The 25,329-nt window shown below is 65.0% G+C and carries 23 protein-coding genes; 14 read left to right on the plus strand and 9 right to left on the minus strand.

What is annotated here, in order from left to right; genetic code table 11:
• Window positions 1-466: transposase (locus C1924_RS20630; protein ID WP_254051162.1), on the plus strand; the 466-nt coding region annotated here is incomplete at its 5' end.
• Between the two features lie 72 nt (window positions 467-538).
• Here C1924_RS20630 and C1924_RS16760 read toward each other — a convergent pair.
• Window positions 539-1,903, minus strand: a complete 1,365-nt coding sequence (locus C1924_RS16760; protein ID WP_108766315.1) for a glutamate--cysteine ligase — start codon at window positions 1,901-1,903, stop codon at window positions 539-541.
• A 152-nt stretch (window positions 1,904-2,055) separates the two neighbouring features.
• Here C1924_RS16760 and C1924_RS16765 point away from each other — a divergent pair, with 152 nt between their 5' ends.
• The 3 genes from C1924_RS16765 (at window position 2,056) to C1924_RS16780 (ending at window position 5,256) form a co-directional block, all read left to right on the plus strand.
• The gene (locus C1924_RS16765) at window positions 2,056-2,760 is read left to right on the plus strand and encodes a VIT family protein (RefSeq protein ID WP_108766316.1); all 705 of its coding nucleotides are present in this window, start codon (window positions 2,056-2,058) and stop codon (window positions 2,758-2,760) included.
• Window positions 2,757-3,581, plus strand: coding sequence for a helix-turn-helix transcriptional regulator (locus tag C1924_RS16770; protein ID WP_108766317.1), 825 nt, complete (start codon window positions 2,757-2,759; stop codon window positions 3,579-3,581). The genes C1924_RS16765 and C1924_RS16770 overlap by 4 nt, the downstream gene beginning before the upstream one ends.
• 700 nt (window positions 3,582-4,281) lie before the next feature.
• Window positions 4,282-5,256, plus strand: coding sequence for an MBL fold metallo-hydrolase (locus tag C1924_RS16780; RefSeq protein WP_108766318.1), 975 nt, complete (start codon window positions 4,282-4,284; stop codon window positions 5,254-5,256).
• Between the two features lie 127 nt (window positions 5,257-5,383).
• Here C1924_RS16780 and yihA read toward each other — a convergent pair whose 3' ends face one another.
• Complete coding sequence (gene yihA, locus C1924_RS16785) at window positions 5,384-5,986, minus strand: ribosome biogenesis GTP-binding protein YihA/YsxC (protein WP_108766319.1); 603 nt, start codon at window positions 5,984-5,986, stop codon at window positions 5,384-5,386.
• 157 nt (window positions 5,987-6,143) lie between these two features.
• Between yihA and C1924_RS16790 the strand changes: the two genes are divergently transcribed.
• From C1924_RS16790 to C1924_RS16805, 4 genes are all read left to right on the plus strand, one after another.
• Window positions 6,144-6,944: a c-type cytochrome gene (locus tag C1924_RS16790; RefSeq protein ID WP_108766320.1), complete on the plus strand. Its 801-nt coding sequence runs from the start codon at window positions 6,144-6,146 to the stop codon at window positions 6,942-6,944.
• A 106-nt stretch (window positions 6,945-7,050) separates the two neighbouring features.
• Window positions 7,051-7,701 carry a thiol:disulfide interchange protein DsbA/DsbL gene (locus tag C1924_RS16795; RefSeq protein WP_108766321.1) on the plus strand — a complete coding sequence of 217 codons (651 nt, stop codon included), beginning with the start codon at window positions 7,051-7,053 and terminating at the stop codon, window positions 7,699-7,701.
• Window positions 7,702-7,807: 106 nt separating this feature from the next.
• The gene (locus C1924_RS16800; protein WP_108766322.1) at window positions 7,808-8,632 is read left to right on the plus strand and encodes a thiol:disulfide interchange protein DsbA/DsbL; all 825 of its coding nucleotides are present in this window, start codon (window positions 7,808-7,810) and stop codon (window positions 8,630-8,632) included.
• Window positions 8,633-8,685: 53 nt separating this feature from the next.
• Window positions 8,686-9,423, plus strand: coding sequence for an endonuclease/exonuclease/phosphatase family protein (locus tag C1924_RS16805; protein ID WP_174208999.1), 738 nt, complete (start codon window positions 8,686-8,688; stop codon window positions 9,421-9,423).
• Window positions 9,424-9,502: 79 nt separating this feature from the next.
• Here C1924_RS16805 and C1924_RS16810 read toward each other — a convergent pair whose 3' ends face one another.
• Window positions 9,503-10,372: an EamA family transporter gene (locus C1924_RS16810; protein WP_108766324.1), complete on the minus strand. Its 870-nt coding sequence runs from the start codon at window positions 10,370-10,372 to the stop codon at window positions 9,503-9,505.
• A gap of 72 nt (window positions 10,373-10,444) precedes the next feature.
• Here C1924_RS16810 and C1924_RS16815 point away from each other — a divergent pair, with 72 nt between their 5' ends.
• The 3 genes from C1924_RS16815 to fhuE all read left to right on the plus strand — a co-directional run bounded on the left by C1924_RS16815 (window position 10,445) and on the right by fhuE (window position 13,870).
• Window positions 10,445-10,927, plus strand: coding sequence for an Lrp/AsnC family transcriptional regulator (locus C1924_RS16815; RefSeq protein WP_108766325.1), 483 nt, complete (start codon window positions 10,445-10,447; stop codon window positions 10,925-10,927).
• Between the two features lie 33 nt (window positions 10,928-10,960).
• Window positions 10,961-11,512, plus strand: coding sequence for a M23 family metallopeptidase (locus C1924_RS16820; RefSeq protein WP_108766326.1), 552 nt, complete (start codon window positions 10,961-10,963; stop codon window positions 11,510-11,512).
• Between the two features lie 192 nt (window positions 11,513-11,704).
• Window positions 11,705-13,870 carry a ferric-rhodotorulic acid/ferric-coprogen receptor FhuE gene (gene fhuE, locus C1924_RS16825; protein ID WP_108766327.1) on the plus strand — a complete coding sequence of 722 codons (2,166 nt, stop codon included), beginning with the start codon at window positions 11,705-11,707 and terminating at the stop codon, window positions 13,868-13,870.
• A 271-nt stretch (window positions 13,871-14,141) separates the two neighbouring features.
• On the opposite strand, the gene C1924_RS16830 is transcribed toward fhuE, so the two are convergent.
• Entirely contained in the window at window positions 14,142-16,928 is a 2,787-nt protein-coding gene (locus C1924_RS16830) for a TonB-dependent receptor (RefSeq protein ID WP_254051290.1), read from the minus strand.
• 358 nt (window positions 16,929-17,286) lie between these two features.
• Entirely contained in the window at window positions 17,287-17,694 is a 408-nt protein-coding gene (locus C1924_RS16835; protein WP_108766329.1) for a biopolymer transporter ExbD, read from the minus strand.
• 161 nt (window positions 17,695-17,855) lie between these two features.
• On the opposite strand from C1924_RS16835, the gene C1924_RS16840 reads away from it, so the two are divergent.
• From C1924_RS16840 to C1924_RS16850, 3 genes are all read left to right on the plus strand, one after another.
• The gene (locus tag C1924_RS16840; protein WP_108766330.1) at window positions 17,856-19,829 is read left to right on the plus strand and encodes a transglycosylase SLT domain-containing protein; all 1,974 of its coding nucleotides are present in this window, start codon (window positions 17,856-17,858) and stop codon (window positions 19,827-19,829) included.
• 51 nt (window positions 19,830-19,880) lie between these two features.
• Window positions 19,881-20,120 (plus strand): hypothetical protein, encoded by a 240-nt coding sequence (locus C1924_RS16845; RefSeq protein ID WP_108766331.1) that lies wholly within the window; start codon window positions 19,881-19,883, stop codon window positions 20,118-20,120.
• Window positions 20,121-20,224: 104 nt separating this feature from the next.
• Window positions 20,225-21,445 (plus strand): multifunctional CCA addition/repair protein, encoded by a 1,221-nt coding sequence (locus C1924_RS16850; protein ID WP_108766332.1) that lies wholly within the window; start codon window positions 20,225-20,227, stop codon window positions 21,443-21,445.
• 45 nt (window positions 21,446-21,490) lie between these two features.
• Here C1924_RS16850 and C1924_RS20635 read toward each other — a convergent pair whose 3' ends face one another.
• The 4 genes from C1924_RS20635 to C1924_RS20375 all read right to left on the minus strand — a co-directional run bounded on the left by C1924_RS20635 (window position 21,491) and on the right by C1924_RS20375 (window position 25,326).
• The gene (locus C1924_RS20635) at window positions 21,491-22,240 is read right to left on the minus strand and encodes a putative type VI secretion system effector (protein ID WP_159094828.1); all 750 of its coding nucleotides are present in this window, start codon (window positions 22,238-22,240) and stop codon (window positions 21,491-21,493) included.
• Window positions 22,237-23,814 (minus strand): T6SS effector BTH_I2691 family protein, encoded by a 1,578-nt coding sequence (locus C1924_RS16860; protein WP_301554013.1) that lies wholly within the window; start codon window positions 23,812-23,814, stop codon window positions 22,237-22,239. The genes C1924_RS20635 and C1924_RS16860 overlap by 4 nt, the downstream gene beginning before the upstream one ends.
• On the minus strand, window positions 23,811-24,524 hold the full coding sequence (locus C1924_RS20370; RefSeq protein ID WP_159094829.1) for a putative type VI secretion system effector: 714 nt from the start codon (window positions 24,522-24,524) through the stop codon (window positions 23,811-23,813). The genes C1924_RS16860 and C1924_RS20370 overlap by 4 nt, the downstream gene beginning before the upstream one ends.
• A gap of 73 nt (window positions 24,525-24,597) precedes the next feature.
• On the minus strand, window positions 24,598-25,326 hold the full coding sequence (locus C1924_RS20375) for a putative type VI secretion system effector (protein ID WP_159094830.1): 729 nt from the start codon (window positions 25,324-25,326) through the stop codon (window positions 24,598-24,600).
• Between the last annotated feature and the right edge of the window lie 3 nt (window positions 25,327-25,329).

Raw genomic sequence — 25,329 nt, forward strand, 5'->3', positions numbered from 1 at the left:
GACGGTACTGACGTCGCTGCCGGCAGCTGCATACAGCACAAAGGCCGTAGCCGAGCTCTACCAGGAGCGCTGGGAAATCGAACTGGGCTTCGGCGATCTCAAAAGCTCGATGCAGCGAAATGCAGTGACCCTGCGCAGCAAGACCGTCGAGCTGGTGTATCAGGAAGTCTGGGGCCTGCTGCTGGCGTACAACATCATCCGCCGCGAGGCGAGCCAAGCGGCCGTTGCCTACGGCCGCGCACCCTCGGAAATACGCTTCAAAACTGCCTGCCACTACATCGGCGCACAGCTGATCGTGATGGCTGCGGCGCAACCGGCATCGGCTACCGGGAGGCGCCTGTCCCAACTGCGGTCAGGAGTTGCCAGCCTCTTCCTGGAACACCGTCCCCGGCCGACAACGCCGAGGACGGTGAAGATTTCCAAGATCCGCTATCCGGTAGATCGCAAGGCTGCACCGCTTAAGTGAACAGCATTACGGCACTGCCGGGGTTTTTTTTGTTGGTAGTGCCGGCCGCTGGCCGGCAATCCCGCAACGCGATCAATAAGCGAACTCGCGGAACACCGGGTCCACGTCGCCGTGCCAACGGCCATGGAACAGCGCCAGCTTGCGCTCGGCCGGGGTCAGGCCCGACTCGACGATTTCCTGCAGCACGTCCAGGAACTTGCTTTCGTCCTGGCCATCGGCATTGCGCGCGGCGCGGCGCTTGAGGCCTTCCACGGAAATCTTCACTGCTTCGCGGGCCAGATCACGCACGGTACCAGTGCGGAACGGCAGGCCCATCGCATGCTTCGGCACGCCATCGCGCAGCGCGTGGCGCTCGGCCAGGGTGAAATCACGCACCAGGTCCCAGGCCGCATCCAGTGCAGCGTCGTCGTACAGCAGGCCCACCCAGAACGCCGGCAGCGCACACAGGCGGCTCCACGGGCCACCGTCGGCACCGCGCATTTCCAGGTACTTCTTCAGGCGCACTTCCGGGAAGGCGGTGGTCATGTGGTCCGACCAGTCGCGCAGCGTCGGCAGCGCGCCCGGCAGCACCGGCAGCTTGCCCTGCATGAAATCGCGGAAGCTCTGCCCGCTGGCGTCGTGGTAGATGCCATCGCGGTAGGAGAAGTACATCGGCACGTCGAGCAGATAATCGACATAACGCTCGTAACCAAAGCCGTCCTCGAACACGAAGTCGAGCATGCCGGTGCGGTCAGCGTCGGTGTCGGTCCAGATGTGCGAGCGGTAGCTGAGATAGCCGTTCGGCTTGCCTTCGGTGAACGGCGAATCGGCGAACAGCGCGGTGGCGATCGGCTGCAGCGCCAGCGACACGCGGAACTTCTTCACCATGTCCGCTTCGGTGGCGTAATCCAGGTTCACCTGCACGGTGGAGGTGCGGGTCATCATGTCCAGGCCCAGCGAACCGACCTTGGGCATGTACGAACGCATGATCTTGTAGCGGCCCTTGGGCATCCACGGCATTTCATCGCGCTTCCACTTCGGCTGGAAGCCCATGCCGAGGAAGCCCAGCTGAAGCTCGCCGGCCACCTGCGCCACTTCATTCAAGTGGGTGCCGGTTTCCACACAGGTCTGGTGGATGGTTTCCAGTGCCGCACCGGACAGCTCCAGCTGCCCGGCCGGTTCCAGCGTCACCGACGCGTTGTCGCGCAGCAGGGCGATGGTGTTGCCGTTCTCCTGCACCGGCTCCCAGCCGAAGCGGGTCAGGCCGTTGAGCAGGGCTTCGATGCCACGCTCGCCCTCGAAGGTCGGCGGACGCAGGTCATCCAGGCGGAACCCGAACTTTTCATGCTCGGTACCGATGCGCCACTGCGCGCGGGGCTTCTCACCGGAGGCGAGCACCTCGACCAGCTGCGAGCGGTCGGTAATGGGCGTATCGGCGACGTGGCTGGGGCTCGACAAGGGGGAGGACTCGCTGGACAGTGGCAGGGGATGTGGGGCTGGGGGCCTTCCATCGCAAGGGCGCACTATAGCGTGGCGGCCCTTCGCATCATGCGACGGTGACGGGTTTCAGCATCCTACCGACGACCTCTTGACCCCCGTACACTCAGGCCATGAGCCGCCATTCACGACACCCGGAACTGCACCGCGCCGACCGCGTCGGTTGGCTGCGCGCCGCCGTGCTGGGGGCCAACGACGGCATCGTCTCGGTCGCCGGCCTGGTGGTCGGCGTGGCTGCCAGCGGCGCCTCGGCCGGGACGATCCTGGCCACCGGCGTGGCTGGCACGGTGGCCGGTGCGATGTCGATGGCCGCCGGAGAATACGTCTCGGTGCAGACCCAGGCCGACACCGAAGCGGCCGATCTGGCCGTGGAAAAGCGCGAGCTGCACGAAGACCCGCACAGCGAGCTGGACGAGCTGACCGCCATCTACCGCCATCGCGCGCTGGAGCCTGCACTGGCCCGGCAGGTGGCCGAGCAGCTGACCGCACACGACGCACTGGGCGCGCACGCGCGCGATGAACTCGGCATCACCGATACCCTGCGGGCACGCCCGCTGCAGGCGGCGCTGGCCTCGGCGGGCGCCTTCACCTGTGGCGCTGCACTGCCGGTGCTGACCGCACTGTTTTCCAGCGCAGACCAGGTCAGCCTGACCACCACCGCCAGCACCCTGCTGGGCCTGTGCCTGACTGGCGCCATGGCCGCCCGTGCCGGCGGCGCACCGGCCGTTCGTGGCGCGGTGCGGGTGATGTTCTGGGGCGCACTGGCGATGGTTGCCGCTGCCGGCATCGGCACACTGTTGGGAGCGCACCTGCCATGACCACGATGCTGCCGCCCGACGTTGCCCTGCTGGCCGAGATGGCGAGCCTGGCCGGCTGTGATCGCGCCGAAGGCTATGCCTGCATCACCGCGCGCCGCGAACATGGCGCCAGTTCGGTGGAGATACCGCAGCCCCAGTTCGTGATCCTGCTGGAAGGCAGCAAGCAGGTGCGTACCGCGCACCAGTCCCTCACCGCCCATGCGGGCGACATGCTGCTGTTCACCCAGCGCTGCCGCATCGATGTGGTCAATACACCCGATGCAGCCACGGGCCGCTACCTCAGCGCCATCGTGCCGCTGTGCGCGGAAGTACTGGCTGCGGCGCGCACGCTCTGGAGCGAAGCATTGCCTTCGGCTGGCGCGGCGATCGCCCAGCCCCGCCTGGTCAACCACGGCACGGTGCTGCGACGCTGGCGCCAGGCACTTCAGGATGGGCATTACAGCGAAGCGCGGCTGGCGCTGGCCGAGCTGGTACTGGCCTGGTGCCGGCAGGGCCACGGCAACCTGCTGCTGCCACAGGTGCCCAGCCTGGGCGAACAGATCCGCGACCGCATTGCGGCCGAGCCGGCACGTGATTGGCAGTCGCGCGATGTGGAAGACCACTTCGCACTGAGCGGCGCGACCCTGCGTCGGCGCCTGGCGGCCGAGCGCACCAGCCTGCGGCAGTTGCTGACCGAGGCACGGCTGGCGCACGGCATGATGCTGCTGTACACGACCGAGCTGCCGCTGAAGACCGTGGCTGCACGCGCGGGCTATCGATCGGCGGCGAGTTTCAGCAAGCGCTTCGCCGAGCAGTACGGGCTGTCCCCGGCAGACATCTAAGGGTGGGGGTCGGCAGGGCTTGCAGCCCTGCACCTGCTGCAATCAACGTCAAAATCAAAAGCCTGCATTCCGTGGGATGGCGGGGCACTGTGGGTTTGCGGGGACGCCGTAAATACGTCCATGTAGGCTTGGTCGCCGCATCCATGCGGCTCACACCCCGCAAACCCACAGTGCCCCGCCTTCGACAGTTGGCCGGCGGCTGATGGTGGGTGCCGACCGTTGGTCGGCACATCTGTCGGATATCGGATAAATCATCCACGCACGGCGTGGATCTACTGCGACAGGCGGTTGGTAGGTGTCGACCTTGGTCGACACGATTTTTCTGTCAGATATCGACATCCGACCCCGTGCCGACCAACGGTCGGCACCCACCAAAGCAGAACGCCGTTCCGACAGATCGCGGGGAACTGTCGAAGGCGGGGTGGGTCCGGTTGAGGGGGTGTGAGCGGCATGGATGCCGCGACCAAGCCTACATGGACGTATTTACGGCGTCCCCCTCAACCGGACCCACCCCGCCATCCCTCAGGAAACCAGCCTTTGACGTTGCTTCGGCCGTTGCCGTTGCATTGAGCAGGTGCAGGGCTGCAAGCCCTGCCGCCCCCCCCCTGAGCATTCCACGCAGTGGTTTGAGCGCATCGCGCGCGCCCCACCCGGCACGCTGCACAGCGACGGAACAACCCGCCTTACCGAGCCCCACCTCATGACCCTGCGTCACCTGCCCCTGCGCGGCGCCCTGCTGTTGGCCCTGTCTTCCCTGCCGCTGGCCGCCATGGCCGAAGCCACCTCCCCTGCCCCCACCCAACAGGTTCCGGGCGTCTACCACCAGCGCATCGGCAGCCTGCAGGTCACCGCCCTGTTCGACGGCGTGGTCGCGTTGGGCCGCCAGCAGGTGGTCGATGTTTCCCCCGCCCTGGTCACCCGCCTGCTGGATGGCCGCTACGTGCCCGAGGACAAGAAGGGCCTGCAGACCGCGGTCAACGCCTTCCTGGTCCGCCAGGGCAAGCACCTGACCCTGGTCGACACCGGCACCGCGCAATGCTTCGGCCCCGGCCTGGGCCAGGTGCTGGGCAACCTGCGTGCCGCCGGGGTGGACCCGGCCGGGATCGACGACGTCCTGCTCACCCACGCCCACCCGGACCATCTGTGCGGCGTGCTGGATGCCCAGGGCCAACCGGCCTATCCCAACGCCACGGTGTGGCTGTCCAAGGCCGATGCCGATTACTGGCTTGACCCGGCCAGCGAGGCCGGCGCGCCGGAAGGCGTCCGCTTCGCCTTCCCCTTGGCACGCAATGCGGTGGCGCCGTACCAGGCCCACGGCAGGCTGCGCACGTTCCAGCCGGGGGATGCGCTGCCCGGTGGCGCGGTCGCCATGGATACCCACGGCCATACCCCCGGCCATGTCTCCTACCGGTTCGACAGCCAGGGGGAGTCGTTGCTGGTCTGGGGCGATGTGCTGCATTTCCACGCGGTGCAGTTCGCACATCCGGAGGCGGCATTCGAGGCCGATGCAGACCGCCCAGCGGCCATCGCCAGCCGTCGCGGCTTGCTGCAGCAGGCGTCGGCCAAGGGATGGTGGGTGGCCGGCGCGCACCTGCCGTTCCCCGGGCTGGGTCATGTGCGCCGCGAGGGCGAGGCCTATGCGTGGGTACCGGCGGAGTATTCGCCGTTGAAATGAGCCGGTGAGCCCTTGTAGAGCCGAGCCCATGCTCGGCTACCGGGGCCGCACCGCGCTGCGCGCGGCAGCCGAGCGTGGGCTCGGCTCTACAGGAATGCGGCCGGGCAACGCCCGGCACGCTCCATTGTTACGCCAGACCCAACCAGCCGCCGATCACGCCGCGGGCTTCTTCCACGCCGGTACGGTCCTCACCGGAGAACACCTGCACGCTGACGCTGTCGCCGTAGGCCGCATGCAGTTCCTTGCGCACCTTCTGCAGGGTCTGCATCTGCTGGCTGCGGCTGAGCTTGTCGGCCTTGGTCAGCAGCGCGTGCGCCGGCATGCCGCGCTGCACCGCGTAGGACAGCATCTGCCGGTCGTAGTCCTTCAGCGGGTGGCGGATGTCCATCACCACCACCAGGCCCTTGAGGGCTTCGCGGGTGCGGAAATACTTGTCGATGAAGGCCTGCCAGTGCGCCTGCAGGTCAAGCGGCACCTTGGCATAGCCGTAGCCCGGCAGGTCGACCAGGTGCGCTTCCGGGGTGATCTGGAAGAACACCAGCTGCTGGGTGCGGCCGGGGGTCTTGGACACGCGGGCCAGGGCGTTCTGCCGGGTCAGCGCGTTGAGGGCGCTGGACTTGCCGGCGTTGGAGCGGCCGGCGAAGGCCACTTCGGCCCCTTCATCGGGCGGCAGCTGCCGCACGTTGTGGGCCGAGAGGTGGTAACGGGCGCGTTCGATGAGCAATGACATGTGCGTAGGATCGCATGTTGCGGCGCCGCGCGCCCGTTCCAGGCCCCACGGGTGGGGAAAATGCTGCACTGCTTCGTTGACCGTGCGCGGAAACGGCGTTGATAATCCGGGCGATGCCGGCGGCCGCCGCCCGGCCCGGTCCATACGGAGCTTTAGCATGCGCCACGCTCGCGTTCTTGCCGTATCCGCTCTTGCCACCGCTGTCGTCGTTGCCGCTGCTGCCTTCGCGCAGACCACGCTGACCCCGCTGCCCGACAACGGGCCGATCCGCACCGCCTCGCTGGAAGTGGATTTCAGCAAGACCACCTGGGGGGATGCCAAGGCCGGCCAGACCAAGGCCTCGGCCTGCGCGGCCTGCCATGGCGCCGACGGCAATGCCACGGTGGAGATGTACCCGTCCATCGCCGGCCAGAGCGAACGCTACGTGGCCCAGCAGATGGCCCTGATCGCCAACGGCCAGCGCAGTTCCGGCGCAGCGGTGGCGATGGTGCCCTTCGTGCAGAACCTCACCCCGCAGGACATGCGCGATATCGGCGCGTTCTTCGCAACCCAGAAGGCCACCGCTGGCATCGCCGACGATACGGTGGTCGCCGACGGTCCCTACAAGGGCATGAAATTCTACGAGATCGGCCAGCAGCTGTACCGCGGCGGCGACGCCACGCGCGGCCTGCCAGCCTGCATGGCCTGCCATGGGCCCAGCGGCGCCGGCAACCCCGGCCCGGCCTACCCGCACATCGGCGGCCAGCACGCCAGCTACGTCGCCCGCCGGCTCCAGGAATACCAGGCAGGGCAGACCAACGAAACCGACAAGGCACACTTCCAGATCATGGCCGCCATCGCCCAGAAGCTGAGCGAGCAGGAGGTCCAGGCACTGTCCAGCTACCTGCAGGGCCTGCACAACAAGGCCGATGACATCGCCGCCGAAGCCGCCGCCCCAGCACCGGCCGCCGCCCCCTGACCGCCACTGGTCGGCCCAGGTCGCCACGGCGGCCCGCGGCTGCGGTATGTTTCTTTCACGCCGGCGGCTGCGCCGGCGTTGTTATTTTCAATGGAGATGCGTGTCGATGAGGTTTATTCCCCGCCTTCTGCTGTCCCTGCTGGTGATGCTGCCGTTGGCCGTCTGCGCCGCCACCCCTGCCACTACCCCGCTGGTTGAAGGCAAAGACTACGAACGCATCGCCAAGCCCGGCCCGTTCCAGCCGCTGGCCGGCAAGATCGAGGTGGTTGAAGTCTTCGGCTACACCTGCCCGCACTGCGCCCACTTCGAGCCCCAGCTGGAAGCCTGGGCCGCCAAGCTGCCGGCTGACGTGCGCTTCACCCCGGTCCCGGCCGCCTTCGGCGGTGCCTGGGATGCCTGGGCCCTGGCCTATTACGCTGCCGAGGAAGTGGGCGTGGCCAAGCGCAGCCACGCGGCCGTGTTCAAGGCCCTGCACGAACAGGGCTCGCTGCCCATGCAGAACGTCTCTGCCGATGAGCTTGCTACCTTCTACACCGCCTATGGCGTGAGCGCCGACCGCTACAAGCAGGCCCTGCGTGGCGATGCGGTGCAGAAGAAAGTCGCCGAGGCCCGTGCCTTCGCCCAGCGCACCCAGGTGCCCGGCACCCCGGCCATCATCATCAATGGCCAGTACCTGGTACGCGGCAACAGCTTCGAGGATCAGCTGCGCATCGCCTCCCGGCTGATTTCCGACGCCCGCGCCCGCGGCGGCCGCTGAACCAATCCCGACCATCGACACGGCGCTGTTGCCGCCGCATGTCATCATTTCCCCCTGGCCGGCGCCCGCCGCCGGCCCCGCCTTTCCAGATGCTGGAGACGTTTCGATGAAGACCCGTATTGCTGCTTTCGCACTTGCAGCCCTGCTGCCGATCCTGGCGGCCTGCAAGGCCGACGACGGCACCGCCAACACCACTGCCCCGGCTGAGCCGGCCGCGACCCCGGCTGCGGCCGAGCCCGCTGCAGCCCCGGCTGCCGACGCCGCTGCCAGCACCGAAAGCGCAGCCCCGGCCGCCGCCGAGGCTGCCCCGGCCGCCGCACCGGCCCCGACCACCACCGCGCTGACCGGCCCGGCCCCGGTGGAAGGCAGCGACTACCAGGTCATCAGCAACGGCCAGCCGTTCCAGCCGGCCACCGGCAAGGTCGAAGTGGTCGAGATCTTCGGCTACGTCTGCCCGGCGTGCGCCGCCTTCCAGCCGCTGGTCGGCCCGTGGAAGGCCGGCCTGCCCAGCGACGTGAACTTCGTCTACGTGCCTGCCATGTTCGGCGGCACGTGGGACAACTACGCCCGTGCCTTCTACGCCGCGCAGACCCTGGGGGTGCAGGAGAAGACCCACGAAGCGCTGTACGCCGCCATCCACTCGCAGCAGACCCTGAAGGGTGAGCGCGGCGTCGACCCGGTCGAGGACATCGCCAAGTTCTACGCCGGCTACGGTGTGGATCCCAAGCAGTTCGCCGCCACCATGGGCAGCTTCGCGGTGAATGCCAAGACCAACTCGGCCAAGCAGTTCGCCCAGCGCAGCCAGATCAGCGGCACCCCGTCGATCATCATCAACGGCAAGTACCTGGTGAAGGGCAAGAGCTTCCCGGACATGCTGCGCATTGCCGACCACCTGATCGCCCGCGAACGCGGTGCGGCCCAGGCTCACTGATCCAAGAGAAAGCATTACCGGCCGTGACTTCCCCCGCCACACGGACCCTGCGCTTGCTGACGGCCAACATCCAGGCCGGCTCAAGCACCCGCCGCTACAGCGACTATGTGACCCGCAGCTGGTCACATGCGCTGCCGGCGGGGCGCAAGCGCAGCAGCCTGGACGCGATCGCCACCCTGGCCCGCGGCCATGACATCGTCGGCCTGCAGGAGGCCGACCCGGGCAGCCTGCGGTCGGGCTTCACCAACCAGACCCACTACCTGGCCCAGCGTGCCGGCTTCAATTACTGGAGCCACCAGCCGAACCGGCGCATGGGCGGGGTTGCATCCAGCGCCAACGGCCTGTTGAGCAAGCTGGAACCGGTGGAAGTACAGGACCACGCCCTGCCCGGCCGTATCGGCGGGCGCGGCGTGCTGCTGGCCAAATTCGGCGATGGCGAAGACGGCCTGGCCGTGGCCGTGGCCCACCTGTCACTGGGCGCCGGTTCGAGGATGTCCCAGCTCGGCTTCATCGCCGAGCTGCTGTCCGACCACCCCAATGCCGTGCTGATGGGCGATTTCAACTGCCTGGCCGAACGCCCGGAAATGCAGGTGCTGTACCAGAAGACCCGGCTGCAGCCGCCGGGCTGCGTGGTGCCGACCTTCCCCAGCTGGCGCCCGGACCGGGCCATCGACCACATCCTGGTCAGCAGCAACCTGCAGACCCGCAGCGTGGAAGCCGTACCGGCCGCGTTCTCCGACCATCTGGCCCTGGCCATGTCCATCGACGTACCGGCCGACGCCCTGCGCTGACTCACCGCCCCTGGAAAAGGGGACGGTGGGGATCAAGTCGCTTGTTCCACAAACGACTTGATCCCCTCCGTCCCCATTTTCATGCGACCACCGGGGTTCTCAACCGCCGCGCGGTCATCGTGCTGCCCACCGAAGCCACCACGGTGCAACCGATGGCCAGCCACTGCACGCCCTGCAGGTGCTCGTGCAGCAGCAGCATCGCCCACAGCGCGGCCACCGCCGGTTCCATGCTGATCAGGATGCCGAAGGTTTCCTTGGGCAGGCGCTTGAGCGCCATCATTTCCAGCGACATCGGGATCGCACTGGACACCAGCGCCACCAGCAGCCCCGCCAGCAGGATGTCCGGCTGCAGCAGCGCCATGCCAGCGTGGGCCACGCCCACCGGCACCACCACCAGCGACGCGGCCAACAGCCCGAGCGACACCGTATGGCCGGCATGCAGGTGACTGGCACGCTTGCCGAATACGATGTACAGCCCCCAGCACGCGGCCGCACCCATCGCGTACAGCACCCCGGCCGGGTCCAGCGCCGGCCCGCCGCCCAGCGGCAGCAGCAGCAACAGGCCCACCAGCGCGCAGCCCACCCAGAGGAAGTCGATCGGCCGCCGCGAGGACAGCATCGCCACCGTCAGCGGACCGGTGAACTCGATGGCCACCGCAATGCCGAACGGAATGGTGCGGATGGCCATGTAGAACAGCAGGTTCATCAGGCCCAGGGTCAGCCCGTAGCGCAGGATGGTCATCGCATCCACGCGACCGGTCTTCCAGCGCCACGGCCGCCAGAACAGCAGCAGCAAGAGCGCCGAAAAACCTACGCGCAGCGCGCTGGTGCCCTGCGCACCGACCAGCGGGAACAGGTGTTTGGCATAGGAGGTGCCGATGGCCAGCGCGGTAACCGAGCCGAGCACCGCCAGCACCGGCAACAGCGGCGCGAATCGGGAAGTCTGCATGCGCCCAGTCTATTGCGCTGGCGCCGAGCACTTGGCTCAATTGACGACCCGTTCGTGCAACTTCTGCTCGCCATGGCCACCGCTCCCGTGCTGGACAGTTTCGACCGCGCCATCCTCGGCCTGCTGCAGCAGGACAACGCCCTGCCGCAACGGCAGATCGCCGAGGCCGTGCACCTGTCCACGCCCGCCGTGCAGCGGCGCATCAAGCGCCTGCAGGACGGCGGCGTGATCGCGGCCAACGTGGCCGTGGTCGACGCCGCGAAGGTCGGCCGGCCGTTGACCATCATCGTCGAGGTCCGCGTGGTCAGCGAGCAGCGTGACCGGGTGGCCCCGTTCCGCCGCCGCGTGCAGGACGACCCCGCCGTGCAGCAGTGCTACTCGATCACCGGCGACGGCGATTTCCTGCTGCTGCTTTCGGCGGCCTCAATGGAGGAGTACGAAGCGATCACCGAACGACTGTTCGGCGGCGATGACAACATCGAACGCTTCCGCACCTCGGTGGCGCTGGGCACATTGAAGCGCAGTTTCTCGGTACCGCTGGCACCGCTTGTGTAGAGTCGAGCAAGCTCGACTCTACACACCCATACCATGAGCACATTGCCCTCCCCTGCCCGACGCCTCCGCCGCTGGCTGCTACGCGGCGCATCGCTGCTGATCGCGTGCATTGCCGCACTGGCCGTGTGGAACAGCCCGTGGGCCGCCGCCCCCAGGATGCTCTGGTCGTTGGCACGCATGCCGCCCGCAACCGCTTTGCCGGTGCCGGTGGATGGCGTGCAGCCCAGGCAGATCGCCGACACCTTCGGCGCCCCGCGCGGGCGCGACCGCAGCCACGCCGGCATCGACATCTTTGGCAAGCGCGGCACCCCGGTGCGCAGCGCTACGGTTGGGGTCATCAGCGATGTGCGCGAGAGCGGGCTGGGCGGCCGCCAGGTGTGGGTGATCGGGCCCGGACGCGAGCGCTACTACTACGCGCATCTGGAAGGCTGGGCCGAGGGCCTGGCACGCGGCCAGGTGGTGCAGGCCGGGCAGCTGCTGGGCTATGTGGGGGACACCGGCAATGCCAAGGGCACGCCGCCGCACCTGCACTGGGGCATCTACGGCAAGGACGGCGCCCGCGACCCGTTACCACTCCTCCGCTGACGGCCGGCCGCCGCCAGGCATACCCGCCGCTCCATCCGCCTGAACGTTCAGGATTTGTAAACAGGAATAGTTCGCATTATTATTCCGGCCGTTTACGGTTGGGCCAGGACGGCCGGCCCCCCTCACTTCCCGTTGCGCCACGCCCCCGCGGATTCCGGTCGGCCCACCGCACGTGCTCGTCCAGGAACGCTCATGTACCGTCATACCCCCCGTCTTCCGCAGCCGCGCCGGCTGTCGGCCGCCGTGTTCACTGCTCTGTGCCTGGCCGCCGCGCCGGCCGCCTTCGCCGAAACCGCCGCCGACCCGACCACCCTCGACAAGGTCGTGGTGAAGGGCGAGCGCGCCGAAGGCTACTCGGTACGCAGGACGTCCGCCGGTACCCGATTCGACCTCACCCCGCGCGAGATCCCGCAGTCGGTCAGCATCATCAGCCACCAGCGCATCGAGGACCAGAACCTCGACGACATCATCGACGTGCTGGGCAACACCACCGGCGTCAGCAGCACCCAGTCGGACACCGAGCGCACCGAGTTCTATGCACGCGGCTTCTACATCGACAGCTACCAGTTCGACGGCCTGCCCACGCAGATGGTGCAGAACTGGAGCTACGGCGATTCCGGCCTGGATCTGGCCCTGTACGACCGCGTCGAAGTGGTCCGCGGCGCCACCGGCCTGCTGACCGGCGCAGGCAATCCGTCGGCATCGGTCAATCTGATCCGCAAGCACGCTGACAGCGCCGAGCTGACCGGCAGCGTGTCGGTGAACGTTGGCAGCTGGGGCCGTACCCGCAGCACCGTGGACGTCACCACCCCGCTGAACGCCAGTGGTTCGGTGCGCGCCCGCGTGATCGGCAGCTACCTGGACACCGATGCGCAGATGGACCGCTACAACCAGCACAAGACGCTGGGCTATGCGGTCATCGACGCCGACCTGACCCCGGATACCCAGCTGAGCGTGGGTTACGACTACCAGCAGAAGCGCGCCAACGGCGCCACCTGGGGCGGTTTCCCGATGCTGTTCTCCGATGGCACCAGCACCGGCTACGACGAATCGTTCAACGCCAGCCCGAACTGGACCTACTGGGATACCACCAGCAAGCGCGCCTTCGCCACGTTGGAACACGCCTTCAACGATGACTGGAAAGTCCGCATCGGCGCGACCCATGACGAAACCAAGGCCGACGACAAGCTGTTCTACCCGGCCTACAACGACTGGGTCACCGGCGCTTCGTTCTTCGACAAGAACACCGGTGCCGGCATCTCGCCGTCGGCCGGCTTCTACAACACCGAACGCAAGGTCAATGCGGTGGACGGCTACTTCAGCGGCGCGTTCGAGCTGTTTGGCCGCAAGCACGAAGTGATGGGCGGCCTGAGCTACAACAAGCGCGAGTACGCCAACTACGGCGATTACCAGATCGGCGGCGCCGGCCTCGCCTGGGATCCCTTCTCCAGCTACCTGAACTGGAACGGCAACATCAGCGAGCCGAACTGGAACGCACTGGCCCTGGCCAGCGAAGGCACCATCACCCAGAAGGCCGGCTACGCCGCCGCACGCCTGTCGCTGGCTGATCCGCTGAAGCTGATCATCGGTGCGCGTTACACCGACTGGAAGAGCGAAGGCGAAGGGGCCGACCGCTCGCACAAGGTGACCACGCCTTATGCGGGCCTGGTGTTCGACATCAATGACACCTACTCGACCTATGCGTCCTACACCGAAATCTTCCAGCCGCAGATGCTGAAGGACCGCAACGGCAGCTACCTTGATCCGGTCGACGGCAAGAGCTACGAAGTGGGCGTCAAGGGCGCGTGGTTCGACAACCGGCTGAACGCCTCGGTCGCCGTGTTCCGCATCGAGCAGGACAATGTTGGCCAGTCCACCGGCGAGCCAGTGATCGGTGGAACCGGTGGCGAGACCGCCTACATCGCCGCACGCGGCACCGTCAGCCGTGGCTTCGAGTTCGAGCTGAACGGCGAACTGGCGCCGGGCTGGAATGCCACCTTTGGCGCATCGCGTTACGTCGCCAAGGACATCAACGATGCGGACATCAACACCAACCTGCCGCAGACCACGCTGAAGCTGTTCACCAGCTACACCCCGCAGTCGCTGCAGGAACTGACCGTGGGCGGTGGCGCCAACTGGCAGAACCGCATCTACTACGCGGTGCCGGCCTACGGCCGCATCGAGCAGGACGGCTACGCGCTGGTCAGCGCCTTCGTGCGCTACCGCATCTCGCCGGAGTTCAGCGTGCAGGCCAACCTCAACAATCTGCTGGACAAGAAGTACTACTCGCAGATCAATGGCTACGGTGCATTCGGCGACGGCCGCAACGGCTCGATCACCTTCACCTGGTCGTTCTGATGTCCATGGCGCCGGGGCAACCCGGCGCCATCGCTCTTGTAGCGTCGAGCTTGCTCGACTGAACCGCGAAAAGCAGTCGAGCAAGCTCGACTCTACCAAAGCGCCGCAAGCACCCCGCCCGATCGGTCACAGCGCAGCATGCACCCCGCCCGGTCGGTCCAAAGTGCGGCATGCACCCCGCGCAGTCGGCCCAACACAGCGCGCCCCGTCGCCGCCCGGCCCCAGCACAGCAAGCGCCGCGCCGGGATGATCCCGGCGCGGCACCCTTCCATCAGAACCGCAGGTCCGCGCGCATGTACCAGTAGCGGCCACGCGGGATGTCATAGGTGGAGGCGTCGTAGCCGTTCAACGAGCACGACAGGCAGATCGGCGGATCCTTGTCGAACACGTTGTTCAACCCAGCAGTCAGCTGCAGCCCCTTCATCCACTCGATCCTGTAGCCCACCTGGGCATCATGGAACGTGGTTGCCGCCAGCGTGTTGGTGCCTGCGGTCTGGTTGCTGCACACCGGGAAGGCGACCGCATCACCGCAGTCTTCCGTCAGCTCGGAAATGTGGCGCACCGTCCAGTTGGCGCTCCAGTTGCCCAGCGTCCAGCCCAGCGAGAGATTGCTGGTCCACTCGGGAATGGAGCTGTCGGCCACTTCGATGCCCGGCCCCTGCGGCTGCTTCTGCCCGGCCGCGCCCGTGGCTTCGTAACGGCCCACGAAGGTGTTCTGCCAGCCAATCTTGAACTGGCCCGCCGCGCTCTGCGGCAGCGTCCAGTGCAGATCCACATCCCAGCCATCGGTCTTGATCGAACCCAGGTTGGTCAGCCGGTTGTTGAACCCGTTGATGCCACCGGTACTGGCGCGGGTAATGCCATCGCAGTACAGGGGGTCCAGCGTGTCCACGCACAGGTCCAGCTGGGTCTGCGCGTTGATGGCCTGGATCGCACCATCAATGGTGTGCCGGTAGAACGTCACATCCACGTCGAAGCGCTCCGACCAGCCGGTGTTGTTGCCGAACCACGGGCTCCAGACAAAGCCGGCGCTGAAGCTGCGCGAGCGCTCCGGGTCCAGCTCGCGGTTGCCACCGGTGGTGACTGAGATCTGCGAGTTGGCCTGCTGGAAGCCCGTGGGCACGCCCAGCGCAGCACAGTTGGCGGCACTGCCTCGAGGCGCCGTGCCCCCCAGGCCGATCGAGCACGGATCGAAGATCTGCAGGTCGGCACGCGCGGCAGAGCCGTACAGCTCACCGATCGACGGCGCACGGAAGCCTTCGGCGTAAGTCGTACGCAGCACGAAGTCATTGGTCACCTGCCAGCGCAGGCCGTACTTGGGGGTGAACTCGCCGCCAAAGGTCGAGTAATCCGAATAGCGCCCGGCCAGACTCAGGTCCAGCTTGCCGCCATAGGAGGGCGCGGCAAACAGCGGGACGTTCAATTCCAGATAGGCTTCATTGACGTCATAGGAGCCGGACGTCGGTTGCGATGGCACGCCGTTGTAGTGGCCGATCACCGTCAGCGGATCGGGCTGGTACCAGCCCTCATATTTGCGATGTTCCAGACCGGTCGCGAAGGACACCGCGCCGGCCGGCAGGTTGAACAGCTCGCTGGACAGATTGGCGGTGAACAGGGTCAGTTCGTTCTGGCTGCGGTCGCGCACCACCGGCTGGATCCACTGCAGCATCTCCGGGGTGATCGAACCGGCGCCGCCGAAGATGTCCAGCGGCACGCAGCCTGCCGTGGCGGCACAGAGCGCCGGATCGCCCAGCGCCAGGTTGATGTTGTAGATGTTGTAGCTGCCGTAGTTGGTCTGGGTGGCCTTGTTCTTGCTGTACATGCCATTGACGTCCCAGTACCACTGTCGGTCCGCCGCCTGGAAACTCCCCTCCAGACCGGTGGCGACATACTGCGTATCCACCTTCTGTTCAAACACGCGCGCGCCGCCTTCCACCGGGCGACGGCCGATCATGATCAGGTTGTCCGACGAGTCCAGGGTGAAGCCGAACGGGTTGTACGGGTTCAATGCGGAGATGACGATGTTGTCCGCCAGCGGATTGCCGGTGCCCGCCTCGGGACCGAAGAACAGCGGCTCCGGCGCGGCCTGGTTGGTCGACTCGCGGCGGTTGCCCAGCGCCTTCACATACCACTGCACGTTGTCGCTGACGTCGAAGCGGAACTGCCCGAAGATGCCTTTGCGCTCGGACGGCGTCAGCACCATGTTGTATTCGGCGAAGTTGAAGCGATCGGCGGTAGTGAAACAGTGATAGCTGTCGCTACGGTCGCAGCCGGCGCTGCCGTCATAACTTGGGTTACTGGCTCCAGAGTTGGGAACAATGTTCTGCACTGCCCCGGTGTTGGGATCGATGAACATGAAGCGGCCCTGCGGAATGCCGCCACTGCCAAAGGCAAGTCCAGTACCAGGAATTGGCAATCGCGACTGCTCGCGATCGCGTGCATACACCGGATCCTGCTTGGTCCAGCTGCCGCCCACGAACACGCTGTAGCGATCGCCCCGCGTGCCCCAGGCCAGGTCCACGCCCTTCTGCGTACCATCGCCCTTGCTGTATTCGCCGTAATTCAGTGTCACCTGGCCGCCATCGAAATCACGGCGGGTGATGATGTTGACCACGCCGGCAATGGCGTCGGAACCGTACAGCGAGGAGGCTCCGTCTTCGAGCACCTCGATGCGTTCAACAATCGCCAGCGGAATGGTGTTCAGATCGGTCGCCGCACCCACGCCCGAGGCGGAGGATTCATTGACCCAACGGATGCCATCGACCAGCACCAGCACGCGCTTGGCACCCAGGTGGCGCAGATCGACCTGCGCCGAACCCGCACCGACGCCGCTGCCATCGGGTGGGAAGCCGAAGTTGCCGGAAGAGTTGAACTTGGCATTCAACGCCGAACCGGAACCGGTGAGCTGCTGCAGCACTTCACCGATGGAGTTCAGGCCGGTGCGTTCGATCTCGCTGCGGGTGAGGGTCTGGATCGGCACCTGGCCTTCCACCTCAGCGCGCTTGATGCGCGTGCCGGTCACTTCCACGGCATCCAGCGTCGTGGCGGTCTGCGCCATTGCGGCCAGTGGGGCCAGGGCGGTCACGCACAGGGCAACAGCAACCGCCAACGGGCGGTGATGCAGGTGATTCATTCGCTCTCTCTCCAAAGGAATGTCGGGACATGGACTGCCGCGCTCCCCCCTGCAATGGCGGCAGTGTCTCCTTTGTAAACAAGCGGTAAAAATCACGACGTGACGGCAGACACTCTTTCACGCGGAATTGACGGATTTTCCGAACGAACCCCTCAATTCATGGCAGGGAAACACGTGCTCGCGGGCGCATGGCCCTCCCCTCCTGACCCCTTCTGCCCGATGGACGGCCACGCGAGGATGCCCAGAAAGGCGGCCGACCCATGGTCGGACCGCCCTGCAACCGTCATCGCACGAACGCGATGCGCTCCATCCCCGTCGCCTCGGCCGCCGCCAGGATCCGCGCCATGCCTTCGTACTCGGCAGACGGATCGGTCGCAATGCGCAGCTCCGGCAGGTTACCGGCGTGCTGGCCGGCTTCGGTCCGCAGGCGGGCCTGCAGATCACCGATGGCCATCGGCTGGCCATTCCAGTTCAGCTGGTTGGACGCATCCAGCCGCAGCTCGATCGGTGGCGGTGGATCGGGGCGGTCGACCACCCGGTCGGTCGCCTGCGGCAACTGCACCGCAATGGGCCGCGACAGCATCGGCGCGGTAACGATGAAGATGATCAACAACACCAGCATCACATCCACCAGCGGCGTGACATTGATCTCCGCCAAGGGGCCGCTCTTTCCTGCGCTACTGAACGCCATGTGCCACTCCTTGCACCCGGGCCGTTCGCCCAAGCCGACAGTACGTCGCCTGCACAGGCCAAGGGCAGTGCTCGCCGGAGAAACATTCAGCTGCCGTTGCCCGCGCCGTACGTGCACGCGATGCGAAACTGAATTCAGGCAGGCCCCGCTATGCTGGAGCCATGACCCGACGCTCTTCGACCGCCCTGTCCCTGCTCCCGCTGTCCGCATCGCTGCTGATCGGCTGCGCCAGCGCCCAGTCACTCGATGCCCAGAGCGGCTCGCTGAAGGCCGCCATCGACGCGGCCGAACGCGGCCAGCTCGATCCCGGCCAGGCCGCCGCCCTCAGCCGCCATCCGGCCTATGGCTGGGTCGAGTTCGCCCAGCTTCGCCGCAACATCGATACGGTCGATACCAGCCAGGCGCAGGCCTTCCTCAAGCGCTATGACGGGCAGGCCGTGGCCAACAGCTTCCGCAGCGTCTGGCTGCCCTCGGTGGCCCGCCGCCAGGACTGGCCCACCCTGCTGGCCAACTGGGCACCCACCGACAACCTTGGCCTGCGATGCGCCCAGCTGACTGCACGCCAGACCACCGGCAAGGTCGACCCGCAGTGGATCAGCGAAGCGCAGGACCTGTGGCGCAAGAACGGCAAATCACTGCCCGATGCCTGCGACGCCGTGTTCGCCGTGCTGCAGGCGCAGGGCGGCTTGAGCGACGCATTGCGCTGGGAGCGCATCGACGCGGCCGCCGATGCGCAGCAGCCGGCCGTGATGCGCAGCGCCGCGCGCGGCCTGCCCGCCGCCGATCTGACACTGGCAAACACCTATGCCGCCTTCGTCGACAAGCCCAATGCCAGTGCACTGAACTGGCCGCGCAATGAGCGCAGCCGGCGCATCGCCACCGACGGACTGGAAAAACTGGCCAAGGCCGACCCCGATGCCACCGAACAACAGCTGCCCCAGTACGCCCAGGCGCTGGGCCTGAGTGCCGAACAGCAGGGCCAGGTGCGTTACCAGATTGCACTGTGGACGGTCGCCTCGTACCTGCCCGATTCCGCGCGCCGTCTCAACGCCGTGCCCGAATCAGCCTACGACGAGCGCCTGCACGAATGGCGCGTGCGCGAGGCGATGTCGCGCGGCGACTGGCCGGCCGCGCTCGCTGCCATCCGCAAGATGGGCAACAAGCAGCGCAGCGATTCGCGCTGGGCCTACTTTGAAGGGCGCATGCTGGAAAAGACAGGGCAGGCACAGCAGGCGCAGCCGCTGTTCCGCACCGCAGCGCGTGCCCCCACGTTCCATGGGTTCCTGGCGGCCGACAAGCTGCAGCAGAACTACACGCTGTGCCCGTGGAAGCCGAACGACGGCTCGCAGGCGCAGGCCACCATCGCCCGCGACCCCGCCATCCAGCGTGCCATGGCGCTGTACCAGATTGATCGCACCGGTTGGGCCGTGGCCGAGTGGAACAGCGCACTGGCCCGCTTCGATGACACCCAGCGCCGCCTGGCCGTGCGCGTGGCGCAGGACAACGGCTGGTTCGACCGCGCCGTGTTCGCGCTGGGCAAGCAGCCGCAGGAACAGCGCCTGTACGATCTGCGCTTCCCGCTGCACCACGACAGCACCATCCGCCGCGAATCGGCACGCAACGCCATCGACCCGGCCTGGGTGGCCGCCGAAATCCGCGCCGAGAGTACGTTCACCCCGCGCGCGCGCTCGCCTGCCAACGCCATGGGCCTGATGCAGGTGCTGCCCGCCACCGGTGCCAGCGTCGCCCGCAACATCGGCCTGACCGCCTACGGCGGCGCCGACAGCCTGTACGACCCGGACACCAACATCGCCATCGGCACGGCCTACCTGCGCCAGCTGATGAACAAGTACGACGGCCTGCCCTATGTGACCATCGCCGCGTACAACGCCGGGCCGACCCCGACCGCACGCTGGCAGACCCAGCGCCCGGGCTTCGATCCGGACCTGTGGATCGAGACCATCAGCTACAAGGAAACGCGCGAGTACGTCGCCCGCGTGCTGGCCTTCAGCGTGATCTACGACTGGCGCCTCAACGGCAATGCACTGCCGCTGAGCGACCGCCTGATGGGCCGCCTGGTGGACAAGCGAAAGGCGTTCACCTGCGCTACCGATGCGGACCAGGGCGGGGACTGACCGACGCGGCATATCCTGCCGGGCACAGCCCGGCGCTGCCTGGGAACACCGATGAGCCTGCTGGCCTGGACCACACTGTTCGCCGCCTGGTGCCTGCTGGCCACCTGGGTGCTGCGCTGGGGAGGCGCAGCCTGGATGGAAGGCTGGAAATCACTGGCCTTCGTCGACAGCTGGGGCAGCCTGTGGGACGAGGCGCAGATCAAGCTGTATTTCCTCTGCCTGTGGATTGTGTACGCGCTGTGGTTCCTGGCCGGGGTATTCGTACCGGAATGGCGCAGCCTGCCCCTGTAGCGCCGAGCCTGCTCGACTGGCTTTGGTAGAGTCGAGCCTGCTCGACTGAATCCGAGCAGTCGAGCAAGCTCGACTCTACGAATGGCCATGCGATCATCCGCACCATGAAGATCTATCTTGTCGGCGGCGCGGTACGCGACCGCCTGCTGCAGCGCCCCGCCGGCGACCGTGACTGGGTGGTGGTCGGTGCCACGCCCGCGCAGATGGAAGCGCAGGGCTACACCGCTGTGGGCCGTGATTTCCCAGTGTTCCTTCACCCGAAAACCGGTGAGGAGTACGCGCTGGCGCGCACCGAGCGCAAATCCGGCCGCGGCTATCGCGGGTTCGTGGTCGATGCCGATCCAGCGGTCACCCTGGAAGAAGACCTGCAGCGCCGCGATTTCACCATCAATGCCATCGCCTGCGACGAAGCCGACGGCACGCTGGTTGATCCCTATGGTGGCGCGCGTGACATCCAGCAGCGCGTGCTGCGCCACGTCGGCCCGGCCTTCGTCGAGGATCCCCTGCGCGTGCTGCGTGCGGCGCGCTTCATGGCGCGCTTCGCTCCGCTGGGTTTCACCGTTGCCGAAGAGACCATGGCGCTGATGCGCGAGGTCGCCGCCAGTGGCGAGCTGGACGCGCTGGTGCCCGAACGCGTGTGGCAGGAACTGCGCAAGGCACTGGCCTGCGAACGCCCGTCGGCCTTCCTGCGCACCCTGCATGACGCGCATGCGCTGGGCCCGATCCTGCCCGAACTGGAAGCGCTGTACGGCGTACCGCAGCGTGCTGAGTTCCACCCCGAAGTGGATACCGGCATCCACCAGGAGATGGTCAGCGACATGGCCGCCCGGCTGGCACCAGGCGACGATCTGGTCGGCTTCGCCGCGCTCACCCACGACCTCGGCAAGGGCCTGACCCCGCCGGACGAATGGCCGCGCCACATCATGCACGAGCAGCGTGGCCTGAAGCCGCTCAAGGCGCTGTGCGCGCGCCTGAAGATTCCCACCGAGCACCAGCAACTGGCCGAAGCCGTCTGCCGCGAACACTTGAACGTGCACCGCATCGACGAACTACGCGATGCCACCGTGCTGGAACTGCTGTGCCGCTGCGACGCGCTGCGCCGGCCCGAGCGCGTGGCCCGCATCGCCCTGTGCTGCGAGGCCGACAAGCGCGGCCGTCTGGGCTTTGAAGAAGGCGATTACCCGCAGGGCGAAACGCTCAAGCGCCTGCACCAAGCGGCGCTGTCGGTACAGGCGCGTGATCTGGACCTGACCCACCTGAAGGGCCCTGTGGTGGGCGAGGCGCTGGCGAGGGCGCGGGTGAAGGCGATTGCAGCCGCGCGGTAGAGACGTGCGGTTTGCTTACGGCAGTGCGGTGTCAGAAGTCGATGCTCAATACCTGAAGTAGGTATCGCCCAAGGCGGGGTGATCGCCCACTCTTTTACTCAAATTGGTGATGCGCCTCAGATTCAGATACCTCCAATTTACCCAACCAAGAGATTTGAATATTGAGTCAGCCATCCTTGCATAACGCGTGAAGCGAGATCCAATCCTGATACCAATAATGCAAGACACAAAAACGCAACCAGCAAATGTGTAAATCAACCACTTCAGGAACATCCAGTCCAATGGCGCCTCGTCAATCGACCCCATTCCGACCGCGATAGTAAATGCCGCAGCACTAGGCAATGAGAACATCAGCGTGTATTTCAAAACACCGATCCAGTGTGCCCCGCTCCCAGAGCTGATATAGGGGTATGACACAATCAGCCTCTTATCCTCATCCAGTACCGATAGAGCAAAAAATCTTTTATCTTCGCCCATACTTCCAACGATCTTTACTCGATCCCCCTCACTGAAGGGCCAGTTCCAAAGCAATCCTTCCACCTGAATTTCGCCAAGTCGGAACTCGACTCTGGTAACCGGCTCAGCCATCTCCTCAGCTGACATCATCGCCATCCCAGCTGCAGGCCCGCTCAGCCCCAGCGCGGCTGCAATGGCACCAGTAGCCGCGATGCCTGATCGATCGCCGTCTTGCCAGAATACAGTTTCCACAACGTGTCTGACTCGAAGATCGGAGATGATGCCGGTTTCGATATCAAGCCCCCCATTCCCGGATGACACATCAGCTTCGATTTTCATCGCGCCCTCAACGTAACCGAGCCAATAGCCTGGTCAAACGCCAGCTTCTGTTCTCGCGTTGTGGAATATGGATTTCCACCAAAGATGCGCTCACCTTTTCCACGCGCAGCGTTTCTTCCGAATGCATTGTTCATACACCACTTTTCCAAATCGTTCGGACTGATGGCCCATATCAAGACTTCAATGACGAGCAGAGCCAAGGCAACTTGCCAGCCACTCAATCGCAGAATCCATACGCCAAGGCGCTTCATGGCCTGCGACGCAACGACACTCCCACCCTCCGTAGCCGCTGCCGCTTCAAGCCCTGCTCTCACCCCTCTGAGCGCCAAAGTCAATGAGTTGCGCCCCAGACTGCGCTCGATGACCGGAGACGAGTAGGCGAGTGCGGTCAGAAACTGCGCTCCGCCCCCATTAAAAGTAACAAATGCTTTAATATTCAAAAGAACACTGACAGCGATCTCTTGCTGCTCGCGAGCATCTTGGGCGTCTGAATAACTGTAGTACGCCCCAATAAAACTCCCTGCTCCCGCCATCACACTCCCGGCAGCTTTCATCCGCATGGCACTCGTACTACCCACACCAAAAAACTCCTTGGCCACCGTTTCATGCACACTGGTGTACACAACCACCAGCGACATACCGGACGCCAGTAACGTCGCGTAATCGCGCGTATCCTTGTCCACCTTCGCTGCCAGATTGATGAAGTTCACCATCTCCAGCACACCTGTCAGCGAGCTCAGCCGGACTGCGTTGCGGCTGCTCTCCGCCGCGGTTTGCCACCGCTTGCGCATCGCCAAAGCGCCGTGATTCAGTTCCAGGTCCCGAAGCGCGAACTGCATCGGCAGCGCACTGCCTTTGCCGCGATAGAACCGGATCCGTTCCAGAAAGTAGCGCTTGCCCTGCTGGCCATGGCTTAGTTCATCGGCCACCAGGCTGATTGCCTCATCGCGCTCCATCAACGCACGCGTCAGAAGCACGAACCGGACCATGGCATTGCCGGCGGTATCCTGGATGCCTTTCATCGGGAATCGGTTCAGAAGGTACGCGCCGGCCGTGGTGACGAAGCGATCAACGCCAGTGTCGCGAAGGATGCGGGCACTGGCGGTGGAGGGCGCAGCCTCCTTCTGCGCCACCTCCAACTTGCGATAAAGGGTCAAGAAAGACTTCAGATGTGCGGTGCCTGCGACGAATGCCGCCCAGCTTGCGCCGGCCACCTCAAGAACTGTGTCGGCCCCGACCTGCGCTGCCGAGAGTGTCTGCTCCAACTCCTGGCGAAGCTCTTCCTGATTGTGCGCGACGACTCGCCAGAGCAGGGATCGTCGTCCTGTAACTTTCAGGTCGTCGGCCAGTTCAGTCAGCAATTCACGGCCGATCTCGTGCATACCGAGCACCGCAATCGCCTCAGTGATGATCTCTTCAAACCACACCCCGTGCGCCGCCGACTGACCATCGAAGTCCTCCAGCGTCACAGGAAGCAACTCATGGCGGCGCCAAGCGACCAGCACAGTCATCCTTGGGTCCAACTGGTCTGAAACTTTCCGGCCACCGCTCCAACATTGATGCTCAAAATTCAATATCTGAAATAGGTATCACCCAAAGCGACATGATCACCCGCCCGACGCTTCTTCTTAGTCATTATACGAAGATTAATCCCCCTAGCCCCCTTCCACCCAAGCGTAGAAAAAACCGAATCCGCCAATTTAGCGTACCTGACAAATCTACGACCAACTCGATACCCAATTACACAAAAAACAAGAACTCCCACCAAATACGACTGAACCAAAAGGTAAAATGGCGCATAAAATTTCCATGCATAGAAAGCTATTACCAACCCCCACCACGAAATTGAGATCACAAGCGAATATTTAAGCACCGAAATCCAATGCGCCAACGTATCAGCACTGACATGAGGATAGGAAACAATAATCCTTCTATCCTCATCAATAACTGAGATAGCAAAGAACCTTCCTTCGTCGTTCTGTGCACCGACAACGCGAACAACCTCACCCTCGTTGAAAGGCCAGTTCCAGAGAAGCCCTTCCACATCCATTTCATCAAGTCTGAACTCAACTTTGGCAACTGGCTCTTCCGTTTCCTCCGCAGACATCATGGCCATGCCGGCAGCCGAACCACTGAGACCTAATGCGGCGGACAGCGCACCGGTCGCAGCCATTCCTACTCGATCGTCTTCTCGCCAGAAAATGTTTTCCATCACGTGTTGAACTTTGAGACCGGAGATAACTCCGCTCTCCATTTCAAGCAAAGCCTCTTTGCCGTCACTCATTTGCATACCACTCCCTGAGGGGCCGGATCGAAACCAGGCCAGCAGCGCCCCCACACTGCCTATTTGATAGCCACTAGTATCTGAAGTAGGTATCCCCAACGCCTGAAGCATCGCCCTTTCGCGCCTGAGCGAACTTTCCAGACCTGAGATTAATCTTCGTGGGATCGCTCCAATCCAGCGCAGTGAACACGCGGTCTGCCATCCTCGCAAATCTAGATAGACGACGCCCGATCCTCCATCCAATCACTCCAAAAATTGAGGCTCCGGCAATGCAGGCGCCAGAAATAACTTCTAACTTACTATCGGATTTGACGTCCCAAACAAAGGCAGTTGCGAGAACAGCCGCCCCCCCCCACCAAACAACTGAGATCGCCAAGGAAATCCAGAAGACACGCAGCCAGTGCGAGGCACTGCCTGCCGTAACATGAGGATAGGAAACGATCAGCCTCTCATCCTCGTCCAATACAGAGATCGCAAAGAACGTTCCGTCGGGCCATCGCTTGCCCACCACTCTAACGCTCTGCCCCTCCCTAAACGGCCAGTTCCACAGCAGCGCAGACACCGATAGATCTCCCAGCATGAACCTAACTCGCACCACTGGCTCCGCCCCCCCTTCGCTTGACATCACGGCCATGCCTGCTGATGGCCCGCTCAAGCCAAGCGCCGCTGCAACTACACCCACTGCGGCCATTTGCTCTCGATCGTCAGAACGGGACAGAACATCCTCGAACGCATGTTCAACGAAAAGTTCCGAGATCACACCGGCCTCTGTATCCAGCGGAATGTTGCTCGGAACATCCATGTA

Origin of the sequence: Stenotrophomonas sp. ESTM1D_MKCIP4_1, assembly GCF_003086895.1 — a bacterium.
Taxonomy (GTDB): Bacteria; Pseudomonadota; Gammaproteobacteria; order Xanthomonadales; family Xanthomonadaceae; genus Stenotrophomonas.